General features: G+C 71.5%; 20 protein-coding genes and 2 pseudogenes. 8 read left to right on the top strand and 14 right to left on the bottom strand.

Annotated features, from left to right (window positions below; translation table 11 throughout):
• A pseudogene (locus tag GJ634_RS09225) lies at positions 1-256 on the bottom strand (GAF domain-containing protein); the annotation flags it as partial.
• A gap of 36 nt (positions 257-292) precedes the next feature.
• Entirely contained in the window at positions 293-547 is a 255-nt protein-coding gene (locus GJ634_RS09220) for a hypothetical protein (RefSeq protein ID WP_157502385.1), read from the bottom strand.
• A 161-nt stretch (positions 548-708) separates the two neighbouring features.
• On the opposite strand from GJ634_RS09220, the gene GJ634_RS09215 reads away from it, so the two are divergent.
• The gene (locus GJ634_RS09215) at positions 709-1,413 is read left to right on the top strand and encodes a DICT sensory domain-containing protein (RefSeq protein WP_157502383.1); all 705 of its coding nucleotides are present in this window, start codon (positions 709-711) and stop codon (positions 1,411-1,413) included.
• A gap of 423 nt (positions 1,414-1,836) precedes the next feature.
• Complete coding sequence (locus tag GJ634_RS16090; protein ID WP_231737006.1) at positions 1,837-2,202, top strand: cyclase family protein; 366 nt, start codon at positions 1,837-1,839, stop codon at positions 2,200-2,202.
• Positions 2,203-2,459: 257 nt separating this feature from the next.
• Here GJ634_RS16090 and GJ634_RS09205 read toward each other — a convergent pair whose 3' ends face one another.
• Positions 2,460-2,699, bottom strand: coding sequence for a hypothetical protein (locus tag GJ634_RS09205; RefSeq protein WP_157502381.1), 240 nt, complete (start codon positions 2,697-2,699; stop codon positions 2,460-2,462).
• A 288-nt stretch (positions 2,700-2,987) separates the two neighbouring features.
• On the opposite strand from GJ634_RS09205, the gene GJ634_RS09200 reads away from it, so the two are divergent.
• Positions 2,988-3,143, top strand: a complete 156-nt coding sequence (locus GJ634_RS09200; protein ID WP_157502379.1) for a hypothetical protein — start codon at positions 2,988-2,990, stop codon at positions 3,141-3,143.
• A gap of 11 nt (positions 3,144-3,154) precedes the next feature.
• Here the strand turns inward: GJ634_RS09200 and GJ634_RS16085 are convergent, their stop codons facing one another.
• Positions 3,155-3,343: a hypothetical protein gene (locus GJ634_RS16085; RefSeq protein ID WP_231737005.1), complete on the bottom strand. Its 189-nt coding sequence runs from the start codon at positions 3,341-3,343 to the stop codon at positions 3,155-3,157.
• Between the two features lie 104 nt (positions 3,344-3,447).
• On the opposite strand from GJ634_RS16085, the gene GJ634_RS16080 reads away from it, so the two are divergent.
• Positions 3,448-3,612, top strand: a complete 165-nt coding sequence (locus GJ634_RS16080; RefSeq protein WP_231737004.1) for a hypothetical protein — start codon at positions 3,448-3,450, stop codon at positions 3,610-3,612.
• A gap of 19 nt (positions 3,613-3,631) precedes the next feature.
• Here the strand turns inward: GJ634_RS16080 and GJ634_RS09190 are convergent, their stop codons facing one another.
• Positions 3,632-4,213 carry a response regulator gene (locus GJ634_RS09190; RefSeq protein ID WP_157502377.1) on the bottom strand — a complete coding sequence of 194 codons (582 nt, stop codon included), beginning with the start codon at positions 4,211-4,213 and terminating at the stop codon, positions 3,632-3,634.
• Positions 4,214-4,546: 333 nt separating this feature from the next.
• Between GJ634_RS09190 and GJ634_RS09185 the strand changes: the two genes are divergently transcribed.
• Positions 4,547-5,527, top strand: a complete 981-nt coding sequence (locus GJ634_RS09185; RefSeq protein ID WP_157502375.1) for a transcription initiation factor IIB family protein — start codon at positions 4,547-4,549, stop codon at positions 5,525-5,527.
• A gap of 79 nt (positions 5,528-5,606) precedes the next feature.
• Here GJ634_RS09185 and GJ634_RS09180 read toward each other — a convergent pair whose 3' ends face one another.
• Positions 5,607-6,167, bottom strand: a complete 561-nt coding sequence (locus GJ634_RS09180; protein WP_157502373.1) for a DUF1684 domain-containing protein — start codon at positions 6,165-6,167, stop codon at positions 5,607-5,609.
• Between the two features lie 86 nt (positions 6,168-6,253).
• Between GJ634_RS09180 and GJ634_RS16075 the strand changes: the two are divergent.
• Both GJ634_RS16075 and GJ634_RS16070 read left to right on the top strand, forming a co-directional pair.
• Positions 6,254-6,814 (top strand): annotated as a pseudogene (locus GJ634_RS16075) (RNA 3'-terminal phosphate cyclase); the annotation flags it as partial.
• A gap of 214 nt (positions 6,815-7,028) precedes the next feature.
• Entirely contained in the window at positions 7,029-7,274 is a 246-nt protein-coding gene (locus GJ634_RS16070; RefSeq protein WP_231737007.1) for an RNA 3'-terminal phosphate cyclase, read from the top strand.
• Here GJ634_RS16070 and GJ634_RS15485 read toward each other — a convergent pair whose 3' ends face one another.
• From GJ634_RS15485 to GJ634_RS09145, 7 genes are all read right to left on the bottom strand, one after another.
• Positions 7,275-7,541 carry a GNAT family protein gene (locus GJ634_RS15485; RefSeq protein WP_331714081.1) on the bottom strand — a complete coding sequence of 89 codons (267 nt, stop codon included), beginning with the start codon at positions 7,539-7,541 and terminating at the stop codon, positions 7,275-7,277. It abuts the gene before it with no gap.
• The gene (locus GJ634_RS15480) at positions 7,538-7,840 is read right to left on the bottom strand and encodes a hypothetical protein (RefSeq protein ID WP_197425465.1); all 303 of its coding nucleotides are present in this window, start codon (positions 7,838-7,840) and stop codon (positions 7,538-7,540) included. Before GJ634_RS15480 ends, GJ634_RS15485 begins: the two co-directional genes overlap by 4 nt.
• Before the next feature lie 45 nt (positions 7,841-7,885).
• The gene (locus GJ634_RS09165) at positions 7,886-8,356 is read right to left on the bottom strand and encodes a carotenoid biosynthesis protein (RefSeq protein ID WP_157502371.1); all 471 of its coding nucleotides are present in this window, start codon (positions 8,354-8,356) and stop codon (positions 7,886-7,888) included.
• Positions 8,357-8,386: 30 nt separating this feature from the next.
• Positions 8,387-9,154, bottom strand: coding sequence for an ABC transporter permease (locus GJ634_RS09160; RefSeq protein ID WP_331714080.1), 768 nt, complete (start codon positions 9,152-9,154; stop codon positions 8,387-8,389).
• Positions 9,151-10,131 carry an ABC transporter ATP-binding protein gene (locus tag GJ634_RS09155; RefSeq protein WP_157502369.1) on the bottom strand — a complete coding sequence of 327 codons (981 nt, stop codon included), beginning with the start codon at positions 10,129-10,131 and terminating at the stop codon, positions 9,151-9,153. Before GJ634_RS09155 ends, GJ634_RS09160 begins: the two co-directional genes overlap by 4 nt.
• Before the next feature lie 60 nt (positions 10,132-10,191).
• Positions 10,192-12,873, bottom strand: a complete 2,682-nt coding sequence (gene ppc, locus GJ634_RS09150) for a phosphoenolpyruvate carboxylase (RefSeq protein ID WP_157502367.1) — start codon at positions 12,871-12,873, stop codon at positions 10,192-10,194.
• An 81-nt stretch (positions 12,874-12,954) separates the two neighbouring features.
• Positions 12,955-13,899, bottom strand: a complete 945-nt coding sequence (locus GJ634_RS09145; protein ID WP_157502365.1) for a hypothetical protein — start codon at positions 13,897-13,899, stop codon at positions 12,955-12,957.
• A gap of 278 nt (positions 13,900-14,177) precedes the next feature.
• Here GJ634_RS09145 and GJ634_RS09140 point away from each other — a divergent pair, with 278 nt between their 5' ends.
• On the top strand, positions 14,178-15,086 hold the full coding sequence (locus tag GJ634_RS09140) for a ketopantoate reductase family protein (RefSeq protein ID WP_157502363.1): 909 nt from the start codon (positions 14,178-14,180) through the stop codon (positions 15,084-15,086).
• Between the two features lie 19 nt (positions 15,087-15,105).
• Here GJ634_RS09140 and GJ634_RS09135 read toward each other — a convergent pair.
• On the bottom strand, positions 15,106-16,323 hold a 1,218-nt coding region (locus GJ634_RS09135; protein ID WP_157502361.1), incomplete at its 5' end, for an NEW3 domain-containing protein.

Raw genomic sequence — 16,323 nt, 5'->3', positions numbered from 1 at the left:
CGCGGAGCCGCTCGCGGTCGTACTCCAGCCCGCAGATGGGCGCGAGGTTGTACGGGTCGTCGGCGAGGCCGACGCCGCAGGCCCCGTCCGGCCCGCGCTCGGGCACGGGGTAGACGTAGCAGTCCTCGACGGTGTCGGCGTCGACGGTGGCGTGCGGCGGGCGCGCCACGAGCGCGGCGCCGCGTTCGGCGGCCTCGGTCCGGTGGTCCGCGTACTCGGGGAGGCCCACGGCCCGGAGGTAGGACTCGTGGTTCATACCGTGTCGTTCGTCGCGGGGACGTATAAGCGCCGCTCACTCGGGCAGGACGCCGGCGTCGAGCGCGCGCTCGCCGCGCTCCGTGAGCCGGTAGACGACCTCGTCGGAGACGGGTTCGACCAGCTCCCGCTCGGCGAGCGCCTCGAAGCGGGACTCGACGTACGGCGTGTGCATCCCGATGCGGTTCGCGACGATGGCGGGGTACTCGGCGCTGCGGCCCGCGAGGAACGTCAGGATGGCGACGTCCGCGGGACGGCTCCACGCTGGTCGGCCCGGCGCTGCCTCGTGCATACTCCTCTTTGGGGCATGCTACCACATAACACTACCGCCGAACCTCGACAGAACCGAGCGTTCGCGTCGTGACAGCGGCGACTCGGCTGTTCGAGGCGGGTCGCGGCGAGTTGGCACACGCCAGCCGAACGCATTTGTACGAGGGGGCGAACGGTCGACGTATGAGCCTCCGCGAGGTGGTCGAGACGGTCCGGGGGCGCGAGAAGACGCTGACCGTGTACACGGCGCCGGAGACCGACGTGGTGCCGGAGCTCCGGGAGTACTTCGCGTCCCAGAACGTCGCCATCGAGGAAGCCGACGCCGGCAGCGACCCCGAGCACGCGGTGCTGTCCGACGACGGCGAGTACCTCACCGCGGTCGGCATCGACGCGCTCCGCTCGCTGACCCACGGTAGCCCGCGGTCCGTCGGCGAGGACGTCGCCTACGGCCGCCTGCTCTCGCACCTCGACCGGACCACGTTCACGTCCTACAGCCACTGGCAGATGCTGCAGGCGTCCCGCGAAATCGAGGACCGCGCGTGGCGCACCGGCGAGGGCCGCCTGTTCGCGGGGTTCCAGCGGCTCTCGAACTTCGCCGAGGAGCGCCGGACGTACGAACGCCTCGCCGGCACGGACCTCGCGGTCCACGTCTACGGGCTGCCGGACGCCACCGCCGACGTCCCCGACGGCGTGACGTTCCACGGCGCCGCGGTTCCGGACGTCGCGTCGCTGTGGTTCGTCGTCTTCGACGGCGGCGGCGACCCCCAGCAGGCGTGCGCGCTGCTCGCCGAGGAGCGCGACGACGGCTTCTTCGGCTTCTGGACGTACGACGACGAGCTCGTCGACGACGCCCTCGACGCGCTCGGGGCCGCGCGGCGGTCGGCCTGACTGGCGACGCCCGCTCCCGAGTGCGTCGCAGAATCACTCGTACCGGCGGGAGCGGACGGCGGTCGCGAGCGCGACGAGCAGGACGACGACGCGTACGCGAAGACGACGACGCCGGTCGCGCGGTCGAACGTCTCCGCGACGCCGAACGCGAGCGTGACGAGGCCGAAGACGGACAGCGACAGCCCGAGCAGGCGCGCGAGGGCGGCGGGGTCCGCGGCGGCGTCGGGGTCGTACAGCGGGACGCCGGTCATCGACTCCCGGCGGCGGAGCGCGAGCCCCGCGGCGACCAACGCGACCCCGAGGGCGCCGTACAGCGCGCCGGCGACGAGTCCCATACGAGGTAGTCCCCGACTGCGGGCTTAATCCTTACTGCTGTTACACGAAGCCGCGAACGTTTACCGCGCGGCGCCAGTAGCCGGCGGCATGTGGGACCTCACGCACGAACTCGGCTCCGGGCTGCCGTACCCCGGGGACCCGCCCGCGTCGGTGACGCCGCACGCCACGTTCGAGGCGGACGGCTACCGCGTCGCCGACGTCGCGTGTTCGACGCACTCGGGGACGCACGTCGACGCGCCAGCACACCTACTCGAGGACGGCGCGACGCTCGGCGCGTACGACGTCGAGACGTTCGCGTTCGACGCCCGGGTCGTGGACTGCACTGACGCCGGCGCGCGCGAGGCGATTCCCGCGGGGCGCGTCCCCGGAGACCGACGCCGACCTCCTCGTCGTCCGCACGGGCTGGAGCGAGCACTGGGGCGACGGAGCAGTACTTCGACCACCCGTACCTGACGGCGCCGCGGCCGCCCGCTGCGCGGACCTCGGCTACCACTCGCCGTCGACGCGCCGAGCGTCGACCCATCGCCCTCCCCGAACGCGAGCGACGGCGACCCGGCCGGCTATCCGGCCCACCACGCGCTGCTCGGCGACGAGCGACTGATTCTGGAGAACGTGACGAACCTTCGTGCGCTCCCGGAGCGGTGTACGGTGCGGGCGTTCCCGCTGCGCGTCGACGCGGACGGCGCGCCCGTGCGAGCCGTCGCCGGCGACTAGGCCTCGTCGACGCCGGTACGGTCCTCGACGAACCCGGACTTGAACGCGATCCAGCCGAGCACGCTGATGAACAGGATCGGCGGGAGGATGACGAACCCCCACAGCGGGTTCAGCCCCCAGACCAGCAGCAGGACGACGTCCGCGATGCCGAGCAGGAGGAACGGGAGGATGGCGAGGAACGCGTACCGCCGGCTCCCGCCGGCGTCGTCGGTCGGCGTCGGTATCGGGGCGTCCATGCGCGACCGTTCGGCGGCGGCGACCAAAAGCCCACGCTTTGTGCGCCCGCTCGGCTCCGTCCGGCGGTCGTTCGCCTGTAGCTTGTGACGTGTCGAGCGAGCTCAACTACCCCCAATTCTCTTCAGCGCGACGCGCCACGATGCCGGGTAGAGGATGCCTCAGTTCGACGCCGACCGCCCGAACCGGGCGGCGTCCGGCGCCGCGACGAGCGGAACCGAGGGGTTCGTCGAGCGCAACAGCTTCCCCATCAAGGTCGCGGCGTTCTACGCGTCGCGCTCGCCGCCGGCGTGCTCGCGCGCCGAGTCGTCACCAGCCCGGACGCCGAGATACTGCTCTCCATCGCCGTCTGGTTCACCGTCATCTTCGCGGCGTGCACCGCGCTGCTCGGCGGCGTCGTCAAGCTCGTCGAGGCCGTCCAGCGGCGCCGCCACGACTACGAGTAACCGGCCGGCTTTTAGGCCCGAGCGCCCTCCCCACGGGTATGCCCGACTACGTCTCCGCGGAGACCGTCGAGACGGTGACCGGGACGGTCGCCCGCGCCGGCGGGACGCGCCGCCACGAACTCCGCCTGCCCGCGGACGCGGCCGCCGACTTCCCCGCCGGCGAGGTCGTCCGCGTCGTCCTCGACGGCGACGAGTACCACGTCCAGCTCCGCCACCTCGACGACGGCACGCCCGTGATTCGCGGCGCCTACGACACGCCGTCGCTCGCCCGCGACCCCGGGAGCGCCACCAACCACCTCGCCGCGTGGCTCGACGACGGCCCGCTCGAGGCCGGGCGCTCCGTCCACGTCGACGTCGTCGACCCGGGTTCAAGTACGGCGTCCGCGTCCCCGGCGAGTCCGCGACGTACGCCGCGGCCGAGCCGCCGGATTCGAGCCTCTCGGCCATCGCCGACTCGCTCGACGAGTAGTCACCGCCCGGGCCGCCGGTCAGTCGCTGGTGCCCTTGTCGGGGACGTCGCGGAACGCGACGCGGAAGTCCTCGAAGCCGAACTCCTCGACCGCGTCGTCGATGCGGTCCTCGAGCTCGCGGATGCGGGCGACGAGCTCCCGGTAGGACTCGTCGAGTTCGACGTCGCCGTCCTCGGCTTCGGCTTCCAGCAGCGCGCGCTTGGAGGCCAGCGCGTACAGCTCCTGGAGGTGGTCGTCGTACGCCGAGCGGTCGAGGAGGGTGTCGACGACGTCGTGGAGGTCGCTCCGGTCGACGGGCTTGACGAGGTACTCGTCGAACCCGAGGTCGACGACGTCCGTGCTCGGGCGGACGCCCGTGACCATCGCGACCCGGCAGTCGTACTCCGCGCTGCGGATGCGGTCGAGGACCTCGTCGCCGGAGAGCTCGGGCATCCGGCGGTCGAGCAGCACCACGTCGACGCCGTCGTCGAGCTCACGCAGCGCTCCCTCGCCGGTGGTCGCGGTGTCGACCTCGTACCGGTCGGCGAGCCACTCGGCGTACACCTCGGTGAGCGCTTCGTCGTCGTCCACGACGAGCACGCGTGCCCCTTGCTCAGTCATGCATGCCAGCCAGTCTCCCCTGTATCGATAGTCACCGGAGTTAAATGTTTCTCCGAGCGGAACGGCGCCGCGAAACACCCCGACGACGCGGGTCGTGGTACGCCTTACCACCGAAACAGTTTTGAGTGACGACCTTGGCCTTCGGTTATCTCGGCCGAATAGTTAGGGTGGCCCAAAAGCCGAGTATTCTCTGCTATTTTGCGCTCTGAAGGCCGTTGAGAGTGTGTCAACGGTACGCAAAACCGCGAAAGATTTAAATACTTATCGCTCCTATCCGTTAGTACGACGAAGTCGGGCAGTGGCCGGTGCCCTCCACCCGACGTTTCAACCATCATGAGTGACACCACAATCCGAACGTACTCCAGTGACCGACAGCAGACCGAGACTGAAACCGAGTCCGAGGTAGAGTCCACGGACGAGACCATCACCTGCCCCGAGTGTGGCGGCCGCGTCGTCAACGACGAAGAGCACGGCGAGTCCGTCTGTGCAGAGTGTGGCCTCGTCGTCGAGGAAGACGGCATCGACCGCGGGCCGGAGTGGCGCGCGTTCGACGCCAAGGAGAAGGACAACAAGTCCCGCGTCGGCGCCCCCACGACGAACATGATGCACGACAAGGGGCTGTCGACGAACATCGGCTGGCAGGACAAGGACGCCTACGGCAACTCCCTGTCCAGCAGCCAGCGCCAGAAGATGCAGCGGCTGCGCAAGTGGAACGAGCGCTTCCGCACGCGCAACAGCAAGGAGCGGAACCTGAAGCAGGCGCTCGGCGAGATCGAGCGGATGGCTTCCGCGCTCGGCCTCCCGAAGAAGGTCCGGGAGACGGCCTCCGTCATCTACCGCCGCGCCCTCAGCGAGGACCTCCTGCCGGGGCGTTCCATCGAGGGCGTCGCCACCAGCGCGCTGTACGCCGCCGCCCGGCAGATGCAGACGCCGCGCTCCATCGACGAGGTGGCGAACGTCAGCCGCATCGACGAGATGGAGTTCAAGCGGACGTACCGCTACATCGTCCGCGAGCTCGGCCTCGAAGTCGCGCCCGCCGACCCCGCCAGCTACGTCCCGCGGTTCGCGTCCGAGCTCGACCTCCCGGACGAGGTCGAGCGCCGCGCCCGCGAGCTGCTGGACAACGCCAAGGAGGACGGCGTCACGAGCGGGAAGTCCCCCGTGGGGCTGGCGGCCGCGGCCATCTACGCGTCCAGCCTGCTCACCAACCACAAGGTGACCCAGAGCGAGGTCAGCGACGTCACCGACGTCAGCGAAGTCACCATCCGCAACCGCTACCAGGAGCTCCTGGAAGCCACGGAAGTCGCCGCGTAACGCGGCCGGCCGCGGTCACTGGTGGTGGTACCGACGACGCTTTTCCCGTTTTCCCGTCTCGTAGCCGGCGGCTCGCCGTTCAGTCGTCGTACGCTCGTTCGCCCGCCCGGACCGCAACGTCGAGGCGGTTCTCCGCGGGCGGCAGCGCACACGAGAACTGGTCGCCGTACGCGCAGAAGGGGTTGTACGCGAGGTTGAAGTCCACGACCACGTCGTCCCCGCGGTCGGCGTCCGCGGCGTCGACGTCGAGGTAGCGGCCGCGGTGGTACGTCTCCGCGCCGTTGGTCTCGTCGGCGAACGGCACGAACAGCGAGTCCTCGCCCTCCACGCGGAACGCTTCGAGCGTGCGGTGGTCGCCGGCGAGCGTGAACCCGAGCACGCCGACGCGCTCGTACTCCGCGGGCGGCCCCCGCGTGGTCTCCAGGGACACCCGCTCGGGGTCGTCAGAGCGCCCGAACCGCGCGACCACCCGGTAGTCGGGGTCCGGCTCGAAGTACGCCAGCCCGTCGAAACCCTCGCGGTCCCCGGGCGGAATCGGCGACTGGGGGTGGTCCGAGAAGAACTCGTCTTTCTCGGCGCGGTGCTCGCGGACGCGGTCGCGCCACGCCGCCTCGTCGAATTCCGGCTCGTCGGCCGTCATGGCTGGCAGTGTGGGCGGGAGCGACCTAACGGTGGCGACTCGCGGGGTGACGAATCCCTTTTCACCTCCGAACGTCTCGTACCGGTATGAACATTCTCGACGGGGGCGACGGCGGGGGCCAGTTGGTCCGCACCGCCCTCTCGCTGTCCGCGGTCACAGGCGAACCGTTCCGGATGCGACACGTCCGGCGCGCTCGCGCGAACCCGGGGTTGCAGGCCCAGCACTGCGCGGCCATCGAAGCGGTCGCGGCGGTCTGCAACGCCGAGACGAGCGGCGTCGAGGTGGGCTCGGAGTCGTTCACCTTCGAGCCGAACGAGGACATCGACGAGGACGCCGACCCCGAGGACCAGGGGATTCTCGGGGGGAGCGTCTCCGTGGAGGTCGGCACCGCGGGCAGCGTCCCGCTGGTGTTCGACGCCCTGCTCCCGGTCGCGGTCGCGCTCGACGAGCCGTTCACCGCCCGCCTCGAAGGGGGGACGGACGCGAAGTGGGCGCCGCCGTTCGACTACTTCCGGCACGTGAAGCTCCCGACGCTGCAGGCCCACGGCCTCGACGCGGACGTGACCCTCGACCGCCGGGGGTTCTACCCGCGCGGCGGCGGGAAGGCGACGCTGACCGTCGAGCCGTCGACGCTGGACGCCATCGACGTCACCGAGCGCGGCGAGCGCGAGTCCCTGACCGCGTACTCCGTCGCCGAGGAGTCCGAGGCAGACGACGACGTCGCGGAGCGGCAGGCCGAAGCCGCGCCCGACGCCGCCGACGTCGAGACCGAGTACGTCGAAGCGGACTGCTCGGGGTCGGCGTTCGTGCTCGCCGCCGAGTACGAGCACGCCCGCGCGGGCTTCGCGGAGCTCGGGGGAGATGGGCGTCGAGCCCGAGACGGTCGGCGAGAACGCCGTCGAGCGCTTCGAGGCGTTCGAGGACGGCGACGCCGCCGTCGACGAGTACCTCGCCGACCAGCTGCTGCCGTTCGTCGCCATCGCCGGCGGCGAAGTGCGCGCGCCCGAGGTCACCTCCCACGTCGAGACGTGCATCGACCTCCTCGGCGAGTTCGGCTACGACGTCGACGTCGAGGACGAGGGCGACACGGTCCTGCTGTCGGCCTGACTAGGCCTCGTACTGTTCTCGCGTGACCGTGTAGCGGTGGTGGTCGAGCACGTCGTCGCCGACGCGCGTCCAGTTCCGGAGCACGCCGTCGTACTGGCCGCCGTGGCGCTCGACGAACGACTCGACGAACCGCTCGGACCGCTCGTTGCCGCGCTCGTAGCCGATGGCGACCACGTCGAGGTCCAGCGTCTCGAACGCCAGTTCCGCGAGCGCGTCGGCGGCGTCGCTGGCGTACCCCTCGCCCCAGAACGGCCGGTCGAGGGTCACGCCGACGCGGGCCGCGCGGCGCTCCCACTCCACGAAGAGGCCGGCGTAGCCGCGAGGTCGCCGTCCGCGCGGACGGCGTACTGGGCGGACTCCCGGTCGTCCCACTCGTCTTCGGCCTGCAGCAGGAACTCGCGGGCGTCGTTCGGCGTCTCGTACGGCTCCTGTGGCACGTACTCGAAGACCGCCTCGACGCCAGCCGAGTCGGCGGCGAACCGCTCGTAGAGCGCGTGCACGTCGACGTGCTCCCGCGAGAGCCGTCGCAGCGTCACGGACGCCGCGTCCACGGTTTCGGGGAACATGCGCGACGCTGCGACCGCGCTCCCCAAAGTCGTTCCGCCGGCGCGTCAGAGGGCGACGGTCGCGAGTCCCGCAGTGAGGGCGCTGATGGCGAACCAGCCGGCGAAGTTCCACCACGGCACGCCGCGGAACCGGGGACCGGGGAGGTCGTCGGTGTACGTCCAGCGGCCGTCGGCGACGCCGCGGTGGTCGACGAGCGCGTCGTAGCCGGTCGCGAGGGCGGCGGCGAGCGCGACCGCCGGCCAGCCGTCCGCGACCAGCAGCGCGGCGCGGAACGCGACGTAGACGACGCCCGTCCACCCGAAGAGGACGTAGACGGGGACGCCCAGTACCTCGCGGCCGACGTGGTGGTCGAGCCAGCCCAGACGCACGACGACCGATTCCGCGACGAACGCGACGGCAGCGCCGCCAGCGAAGAACGCGAGCACGGCGGCCGGCGGCCACGTCAGCGCGGCGTGCGCGAGCGCGAGGAGGGCGACGGCGACCGTGGTGGCGGCGAACGCGCGGTTGCTCGGCATGCAGGAAGCGGGAACGGCGACCGGGAAAAGCTAGTCGGTGAGGCCGTAGCCGCGCCGAAACAGCCAGACGTCGACGGCGAGCACGGCGGCCGTGAGCCCGGTGAGGACGACGAGCGCGGCGTCCGGGTCGATGTCGGAGACGCCGATGACGCCGTAGCGCACGCCGTTGACCATGTACACCATGGGGTTGAGGTAGCTCGCGGTGCGCGCGACCCCGGTGAGGGCGTCCAGCGAGTAGAAGACGCCGCCGAAGAACACCAGCGGCCGGAGGATGAACTGGTTCAGCACCGTGAGGTGGTCCCAGTCCTCCGCGGCGAGCCCGCCGATGACGCCGAAGCCGGCGAACAGCGTGGTGATGACCGCGAGGAACGCGACCGCGTACAGGGGGTTCGCGAGCGAGCGGACGGGCGTGAACAGCGCGCCGATGACCGCGACGAGCACGCCGATGAGGACGCCGCGGAGCGCCGAGGAGACGACGTACGCGACGACCATCTCCCAGTACGCCAGCGGGCTGGTGAGCGCCTCGTCGATGTACTCGTTCCAGCGACCGTGGAAGATGGAGAACGAAGCGTTCTCGAAGGCGTTCGACACCGCGCCGAGCACCGCCAGCCCGGGGAGGATGAACTGGATGTAGGGGACGCCGCCGACCTCGCTGATGCGCTCGCCGAGGATGACGCCGAACACGCTGAAGTAGAGGACGTTCGTGATGAACGGCGGGAGGAACGTGTTGTACGGCCGGCGGACGAACCGCAGCACCTCGCGGCGGGTCAGCGCCTTCAGGCCGGTGGAGACGCTCACGGCGCCACCTCCTGCGCTTCCTCGTCGTCGTGGCGGCCGCGGCTGCCGTCGGTGGCCTCGCCGCCGGTCCGCGTGACGTCGACGAAGACGTCCTCGAGGCTGGTGCGCGCGACGTCCACGTCGAGGACGCGGTGGCCGGCGGCTTCGAGCTGGCGGACGGCGACCGGGACGACCTCGCTCCCGCTACTCGCGCGCAGCGTGACGGTTCGGCCGTCGACGGCGACCCCGTCCACGCGCTCGTCGTCGACCGCGGGGACGGCAGCGGGCGCGGCTTCGAGCGTGAGCGTCACCTCGTCGGTGCCCCGCTCGGTGAGGTCGTCCGGCGTCGCGACCGTCACCTTCCGGCCGGAGTCGATGATGGCGACCTCGTCGCAGAGCCGCTCGGCCTCCTCGATGTAGTGGGTGGTGAGGAGGACCGTGGTGCCGTCGTCGTTCAGCCCGCTGATGACGTCCCAGAGGTCGTGGCGGAGTTCCACGTCCACCCCGGCGGTGGGCTCGTCGAGGATGAGCAGGTCGGGGTCGGTGACCATCGCCCGCGCGAGCATGAACCGCCGCTTCATCCCGCCGGAGAGCCAGTCGAAGCGGGTCTCGGCCTTCCCGCCGAGGCCCACCGTCTCGAGGGCGTCCGCGGCGCGCTCGGCGGCCTCCTCGTCCGGGACGCCGTGGTAGCCCGCCTTGTGCATCAGGACCTCCCGAATCGGGAAGAAGCGGTCGACGTTGAACTCCTGGGGCGCGAGCCCGATGGCGTCCCGGGCCTCCCGGTAGTCGTCCTCGACGTCGTGGCCGAACACTTCCGCGGTCCCGCTGGTCTTCCGCACAAGCCCGACGAGCGTCTCGATGAACGTCGTCTTCCCCGCGCCGTTCGGCCCGAGCAACCCGAAGAACGAGCCCTCGGGCACGGACAGCGAGAGCCCGTCGAGCGCGCGGACGTCCCCGTACTCCTTCACGAGGTCGTCGGTGTGTATCGCTGGCGGCATTCGAACGAGGAGAGCGGCGTGACGCGGTTAAGGCTGCGGAAGTCGGCGGCGGGTTCTGGGTCAGCCCGTGTTCTGCATGCCCGCGGCGACCCCCATCACGGAGAGCCGGAGCGCGCGCTCGGCGGTCTCGCTGCGGTCCTCGCGGTCGAGCAGCTCCACCTGCAGGAAGTTCAGCGGGTCGACGTAGGGGTTGCGGCGGTCGAGGCTCTCGCGGAGCCACTCGCGGTCCACGAGGTCGTCCCGGCCGGTCACCGAGAGCACCGCCTCGCAGGCGCGCTCGTACTCCTCGTCGATGCGCGGCTGGAACCGCTCGCGGAGGTCGTCGGGCGCGAGCTGGGCGTACTCGTGAGTGATTTCGGGCTCGCTGCGCGCGAGCGCCAGCGCCGCGTTGTCCAGCGTCGTCCGGAAGAACGGCCACTCCTCGTACATCTCCTCGAGGAGGTCCTCGTCCTCGCAGGCCGCCAGCCCCGCGCCGAGGCCGTACCAGCCCGGAATCACGCACCGGGTCTGCGTCCACGAGAACACCCACGGAATCGCGCGCAGGTCCTCGACGGCGCGCTCGCCCGTCCGGGACGCGGGCCGAGACCCGAGGTTGAGGTCCTCGACGACGTCGATGGGCGTCACCGCCTCGAAGTACGAGACGAACCCCTCCGAGTCGAGGAGGTCGCGGTACGCCTCGCGCGCGGTCTCGGCCATCTCCGACATCGCCGCCACCCACTCGTCGGGGACGTCCGGGTCGTCTTCCGCGATGGCGGCGTGGCGCGCCCGGACCTGGGCGTTCAGCATCTGTTCGAGCTCGCGCTCCGCGATGCGGGGGTTGCCGTACGTCTCCGCGATGGACTCGCCCTGCTGGGTGAACTTCACGTCGCCGGTCACCGTCTCCTTCGGGAGCGCGAGCAGCGCCTCGTTCATCGGGCCGCCGCCCCGGGAGATGGAGCCGCCGCGGCCGTGGAAGAATCGCACGTCGACGCCGTGGTCCTCGCAGATTTCGGCGAGGTTGCGCTGCGCGCGGTCGAGCTGCCAGTTCGCCGCGAGGAACCCGTTCTCCTTGTTCGAGTCGGAGTACCCCAGCATGATCTCCTGCGTGCTGTCGCGGGCGTCGACGAGCGCGCCGTAGGCCTCGTTCTCGAACAGCGTCCCCAGGATGTCGCGGGCGTTCGACAGCGCCGACCGCGTCTCCAGCAGCGGGACGACGTCGAGGCCGGCGTGATCGGGCAGCGAGAGCACGCCCGCCTGGTCCGCGAGGAAGACGACCTCGAGGACGTGGCTCGGCTCCTCGGTCATGCTGATGCAGTACGCGTCGATGGCGTCCGCGCCGTACTCGCGGTGCCAGTCCGCGAGCGCGTCGAAGCGCCCGAGCACGCGGGCGGTCTCGTCGTCGACGCCCTCGGTGTCTTCGAGGTCGACCACGGGATCGTCCTGCAGGACCGCCTCCGTGAGGAACTCCACGCGCTCGTCCTCGCTCATCCCCGCGTAGTCGACGCCCTCGCGGGCGAGCGCCTCGCCGACGGCGTGCGTGTGCTTCTCCTGGTGGTCGCGGAGGTCCAGCGCCGCGAGGTAGAAGCCGAACGTCTCCACGCGGCGCGCCAACGGCGCGACGTGCTCGTCCGCCACTTTCCCGAGGCCCGCCTCGCGGAGGCCGGCGTCGAGCGCGCGGACGTCATCGAGCAGTTCCTCGGCGTCGGCGTACCCGCCCGGCTGGACGCCGGTCACGCGGTCGACGCGCTCGCGGACGACGGCGACGACCTGCCGGAACAGCTCGTCGGGGTAGCGCTCTGCGACCTGCTCGACGACCCGGGGCACGTCCTCGCGGGCCTCGTCGAGGAGGTCGGCGGCGGCCTCGCTGTCGACGCGCGCGCCGTCCATCGAGAGCGCGCCGAGCAGGTCGTCGAGGTCGTCGCGGTAGCGCTCGGTGACGAGCCGTCGCTGGCGCTCGAGCACGCGCTCGGTGGTCTCCGTGGTGACGTAGGGGTTGCCGTCGCGGTCCGAGCCCGCCCACGACCGGAACGCCAGCACCTCCGGCACCTCGGGCGGGTCGTCGTAGCGGTCGGCGAGCGCGGCCTCCAGGTCGGCGTACACGTCGGGGACGACGTCGTAGACGGCGTTCGCGAGGTAGAACTGGACGTCGCGGGCTTCGTCGAAGGGGGTCGGCTGGCGCTCGCGGACGCGCCGCGTCGTCCACAGCGATTCGACGTTCGCCTCGACGCGGCGCCACGTGCGCTCGCGCTCGCGGGGCGTGAGCCGGCGCTCGTCGAGCTCCTCGAGTAGTTCCCGGATGCGGTGGAGGTGGGCTTTGACGGTCTTCCGGCGGGCCTCCGTGGGGTGGGCGGTGAACGTCGGGACGACGTGGACGTCGGCCAGAATGTCGGCGACCTCGTCGGCGCTGGCGCCCTCGTCGGCGAGCACGTCGACGGCGCCCCGAATGCTGTCCGAGAGCGTCCCCTCGGCCTCGCTGCGGCGGAGTTCGCGGACGCGCTCGCGCTCCTCCGCGAGGTTCACGAGCTCGAAGTAGCCGGCGAACGCCCGCGCGAGGTCCTCGTAGCCGTCGACGTCGGCGTCGGCGACGACCTCGCGGAGGGCCTCGCGGTCGTCGCTGTCGCCGCGTCGGTAGTCGATGGCGGCCGTGCGCGCGGCCTCGACGGCGTCGTAGGCCTCCGGCGACTCGTGGGTTCGCATCGCGTCCCCGAGCGCGGCGCCGAGTTCGCGGACGTCCTCGCGGACGCTCCTCCCGTGCAAGTCCATAGCACACTGGTCGTCGCGGGGTCTCTTCAAAATCCGGGTCTCCCCGACATATTGCCACTCGATTGCGAGTAAAGAATTAGCCTACGCGTCGGGACTCGCCCACGGCGGCGCCGTCGACGACTCCTCGGGCGCGACCGTGACGTTCGTCTCGTAGGTCACGCTGGCGTCCCGCACCGTGAGGTCCACCGTCGCGCTGTAGAGCGCGGGCGCCGCGGTCGGCGAGCCGTCGCCCCGGGCCTCGTACGTACCACCGGCCACGTCGTCCTCGGCGTCCGGGACGTCCACGACGAACCCGTACCGCCCCTCCGCGTTCCCGCCGTTCGCCACGCTCACGTCGTACGCGCCGGACACGTTCTCGGCGAACGTCCAGTTCGCCACCCGCGTCCCGTTCACCGTCCCCTCGGTGACGTCGACGGCGACGGTGTCGGATTCGACGTACGTCGCCGCGAGAACCTCGCCGTTCCCGTCCCGGACTTCTACGTCCGTGAACCCGGCGTTCGAGCCGTTCTGGAACACGTCCACGCGCCACGATGCGGGCCCGTCGGAGACGTTCAGCGTCAGCGGGTCGCCGCCCGTCGGCGAGACGACCGCCTCGAAGCGCCGCGTCTCGGTCACGCCCCGCGCGGCCGTCCAGTCCGGGTCGCCGCTCGCGTCCGCGAAGCTCCGCCAGTCGGGCTGTGCGACCCGGGTGCCCTCGTCGACGCTTTCGACTGCGGCGGCCGTGACGGTGCCGCCGCTGGCGGACAGCAGCGAGGCGTTCGCGTCCCACCGGCCGACGTCCGCCGCGAGCGCGCTCTGGATGCTCGCGTGGTCGGCGTCGTCGTCCGTGTTCGCCTGCACGAGCAGTCCGCCGACGCCGGCCTCCGCGGCGCGCTCGTAGCCCACCACGTCGTCGGTCTGCCCGTGGTTCTGGGTGGCGAGGTTCTCCGTGAACACGACCGCGTTCAACACCAGCGCCAGCACGACGAACGCGAGCGCGAGTCCGAGCCCGGCGACGAGCAGCAGCTGGCCGCGGTCCCGGTCCATGCCCCGGGAGAGGCGGCCGGCGTACAAAAGAATTGTCGCGTCACTCCGTGCGCGCGGTGGTGACGAGGGCGACGCTCATCACGACGCCGCCGACGGCGACGCGGAGGAACGCCAGCGTCACGGGCGGCACGGAGTCGAACCCCCCACTTGCCGACGACGTACATCCCGCCCCAGCGGCGCGGCGGCGTCCCGGAGTCCCATACTCGCCCCGCGCGCCCCGCCCGGTAAACCCCAACGCACCCCGGGAGGCTTTACCGGCACCCGCCGTACCGCCGGCCATGCGTGTCGTCGTACTCGGCGCGGGGTCGCTCGGGTCGCTGCTCGCCGGCGCCCTCGAGAGAACGGACGCGGACGTGACGCTGCTCGGCCGCGAGAGCGACCACGTGCGCCGCGTTCGGGCCGACGGCCTCCGGCTCACGCGCCCGGACGGCAGCGAAGACGCGGTTCCAGTCGACGTCGCGACCGACGAGGGCGTCACCGAGGACGCGGACCTGCTCGTCGTCTGCGTGAAGAGCTACGACACCGCCGACGCGATGGCTGGCGTCGCACCGCACCTCGACGGCGCGGACGTGCTCACGCTCCAGAACGGCCTCGGGAACGCCGAGACCGTCGCCGACTACGTGCCCCGGGAGCGCGTGCTCGCGGGGACGACGACTCACGGCGCGGTCCTCGAAGCCCCCGGCCACGTCAGGCACGCGGGCCGCGGGGACACCACCGTCGGCCGGTACTTCGCGGCGAACGACGCCCGCGTCGACGCCGTCGCGGACTGCCTGACGGGCGCGGGCATCGAGACGACGGTCGCCGACGACCCCGAGGCCGCAGTGTGGACGAAGGTGCTCGTGAACGCCGGCATCAACGCCGCGACGGCACTCGCGCGCGTGCCGAACGGCGCGCTCGTCGACTCCGAGAGCGGCGAGCGCGTGCTCCGGCGCGCAGTCACTGAGGGCGTCGCGGTCGCGCGCGCCGAGGGCGTCGCGGTGCCGGAGGACGCCGTCGAGCGCACGCGCGAGGTCGCCGAGCGCACCGCGTCGAACCGCTCGTCGATGCGGCAGGACGTCGAACGCGGCCGCCCGACCGAGGTCGAGGCGCTGAACGGCGCGCTCGTCCGCCGGGGGGAGTCGCACGGCGTCGAGACGCCCGTCAACGAGACGCTCGCGGACCTCGTGCGGCTCGCGGAAGAAGGGTGAGGGCCCGCGGCGAGTCGCGCTACGCCTCGTTGCGGGTTATCTCGTAGGAGAACTGCATCGCGTTCTCCGGCATGACCTCCACCGACCACGACCCCGCCGCGGGGTCGTCGAGGCGGTACTCGAAGGTCTGGTGCTCGCCGCCGCTGGCGTACGCGCCGTCGGTCGCGGCCTGCTGGCGCGACGCCGCGAGGTCGACGGAGCCGTGGTCCGTCACGCTGACGCGCTCGGCCTCGACCTCGGTGCCGTTCGGCGCGACGAACGTCACGTCGAAGCTCGCGGGCTCGCTGTCGGCGCTCCCGTAGCGGTTCGCCGACAGGTCGAGGGTCACGTTCTCCGCGTCCTCGCTCACCGCGAACGACGTCCGGAAGGGCTGCTCGGGCTGGGTCCACACCTGGAACCGGAGGCTCACCCGCTGCCAGTACGACGACTGGTCGGGGCGGGCGGGGTCTTTCAGCCCGAGGTCGAGTTCCGCGCGGTAGTCGCCGCGGTCGGCGTCGCTCGGCGGCGTCACGGTGACCTCGACGGTCGCCGTCTCGCCGGGCGCAATCTCGCCGGGCGCGTCGATCTCGACCCACGAGCGCTCGAGCGTGTCGCGGCCGTTGTACGGCCGGTAGCGGTCCTCGGTGACCAGCTCGGGGCGCACCGGGACGGCCTGCTCGCCGGTGTTCTCCACGACGAACTCGCGGGTGAACGAGTCGCCGGCCTGCACCTGCGAGTGGGCGTATGTGTCCGAGACGACGCGCACGGTCGGCTCCCGGTAGACCTCGACGCTGAGGGAGACGCCGTTGGCGGGCTGGGCGGGCCGACCGGGGTACGAAATCGTCTGCTCCGTGAGCGCGATTTCGCCGCCGTATCGGTTCAGCTCGGCGTCCTCCGGCACGGAGACGGTGACGTCGAACTCGCGCTCCTCGCCCGCGTCGAGCGTGAGGTCGTCGGTCCCGACGTCGACCCACTCCTCGGCGACCGGCCGCTCACCCCGCGGCGGCACGTACATGTGCGGGGAGAGCGTCACGGACTCGTCTTCGCCGTTCTCGACGGCTATCGTGACGGTCTCGCTCTCGCCGGGCTTGAGGCGGAGGCTGCGGTACTGCTGGTCGACGTACAGTCGCGTGTAGTTCGTCTCGCCGTCCGACTGCTCGACCGCGTCGCCTGCGTCGGCGACGGGCTCGGCGGCGGGGCTGTTCGGCTGAGCGATCGCGGTGGCGCCCGCTGCCGAAACGACGAGGACGGCAGCGAC

Source organism: Halobacterium sp. CBA1126 (genome assembly GCF_009741975.1).
Classification (GTDB): Archaea; Halobacteriota; Halobacteria; order Halobacteriales; family Halobacteriaceae; genus Halobacterium.
Note: the sequence above shows the minus strand (reverse complement) of the source record. Positions and strands in the feature narration are given on the sequence as shown.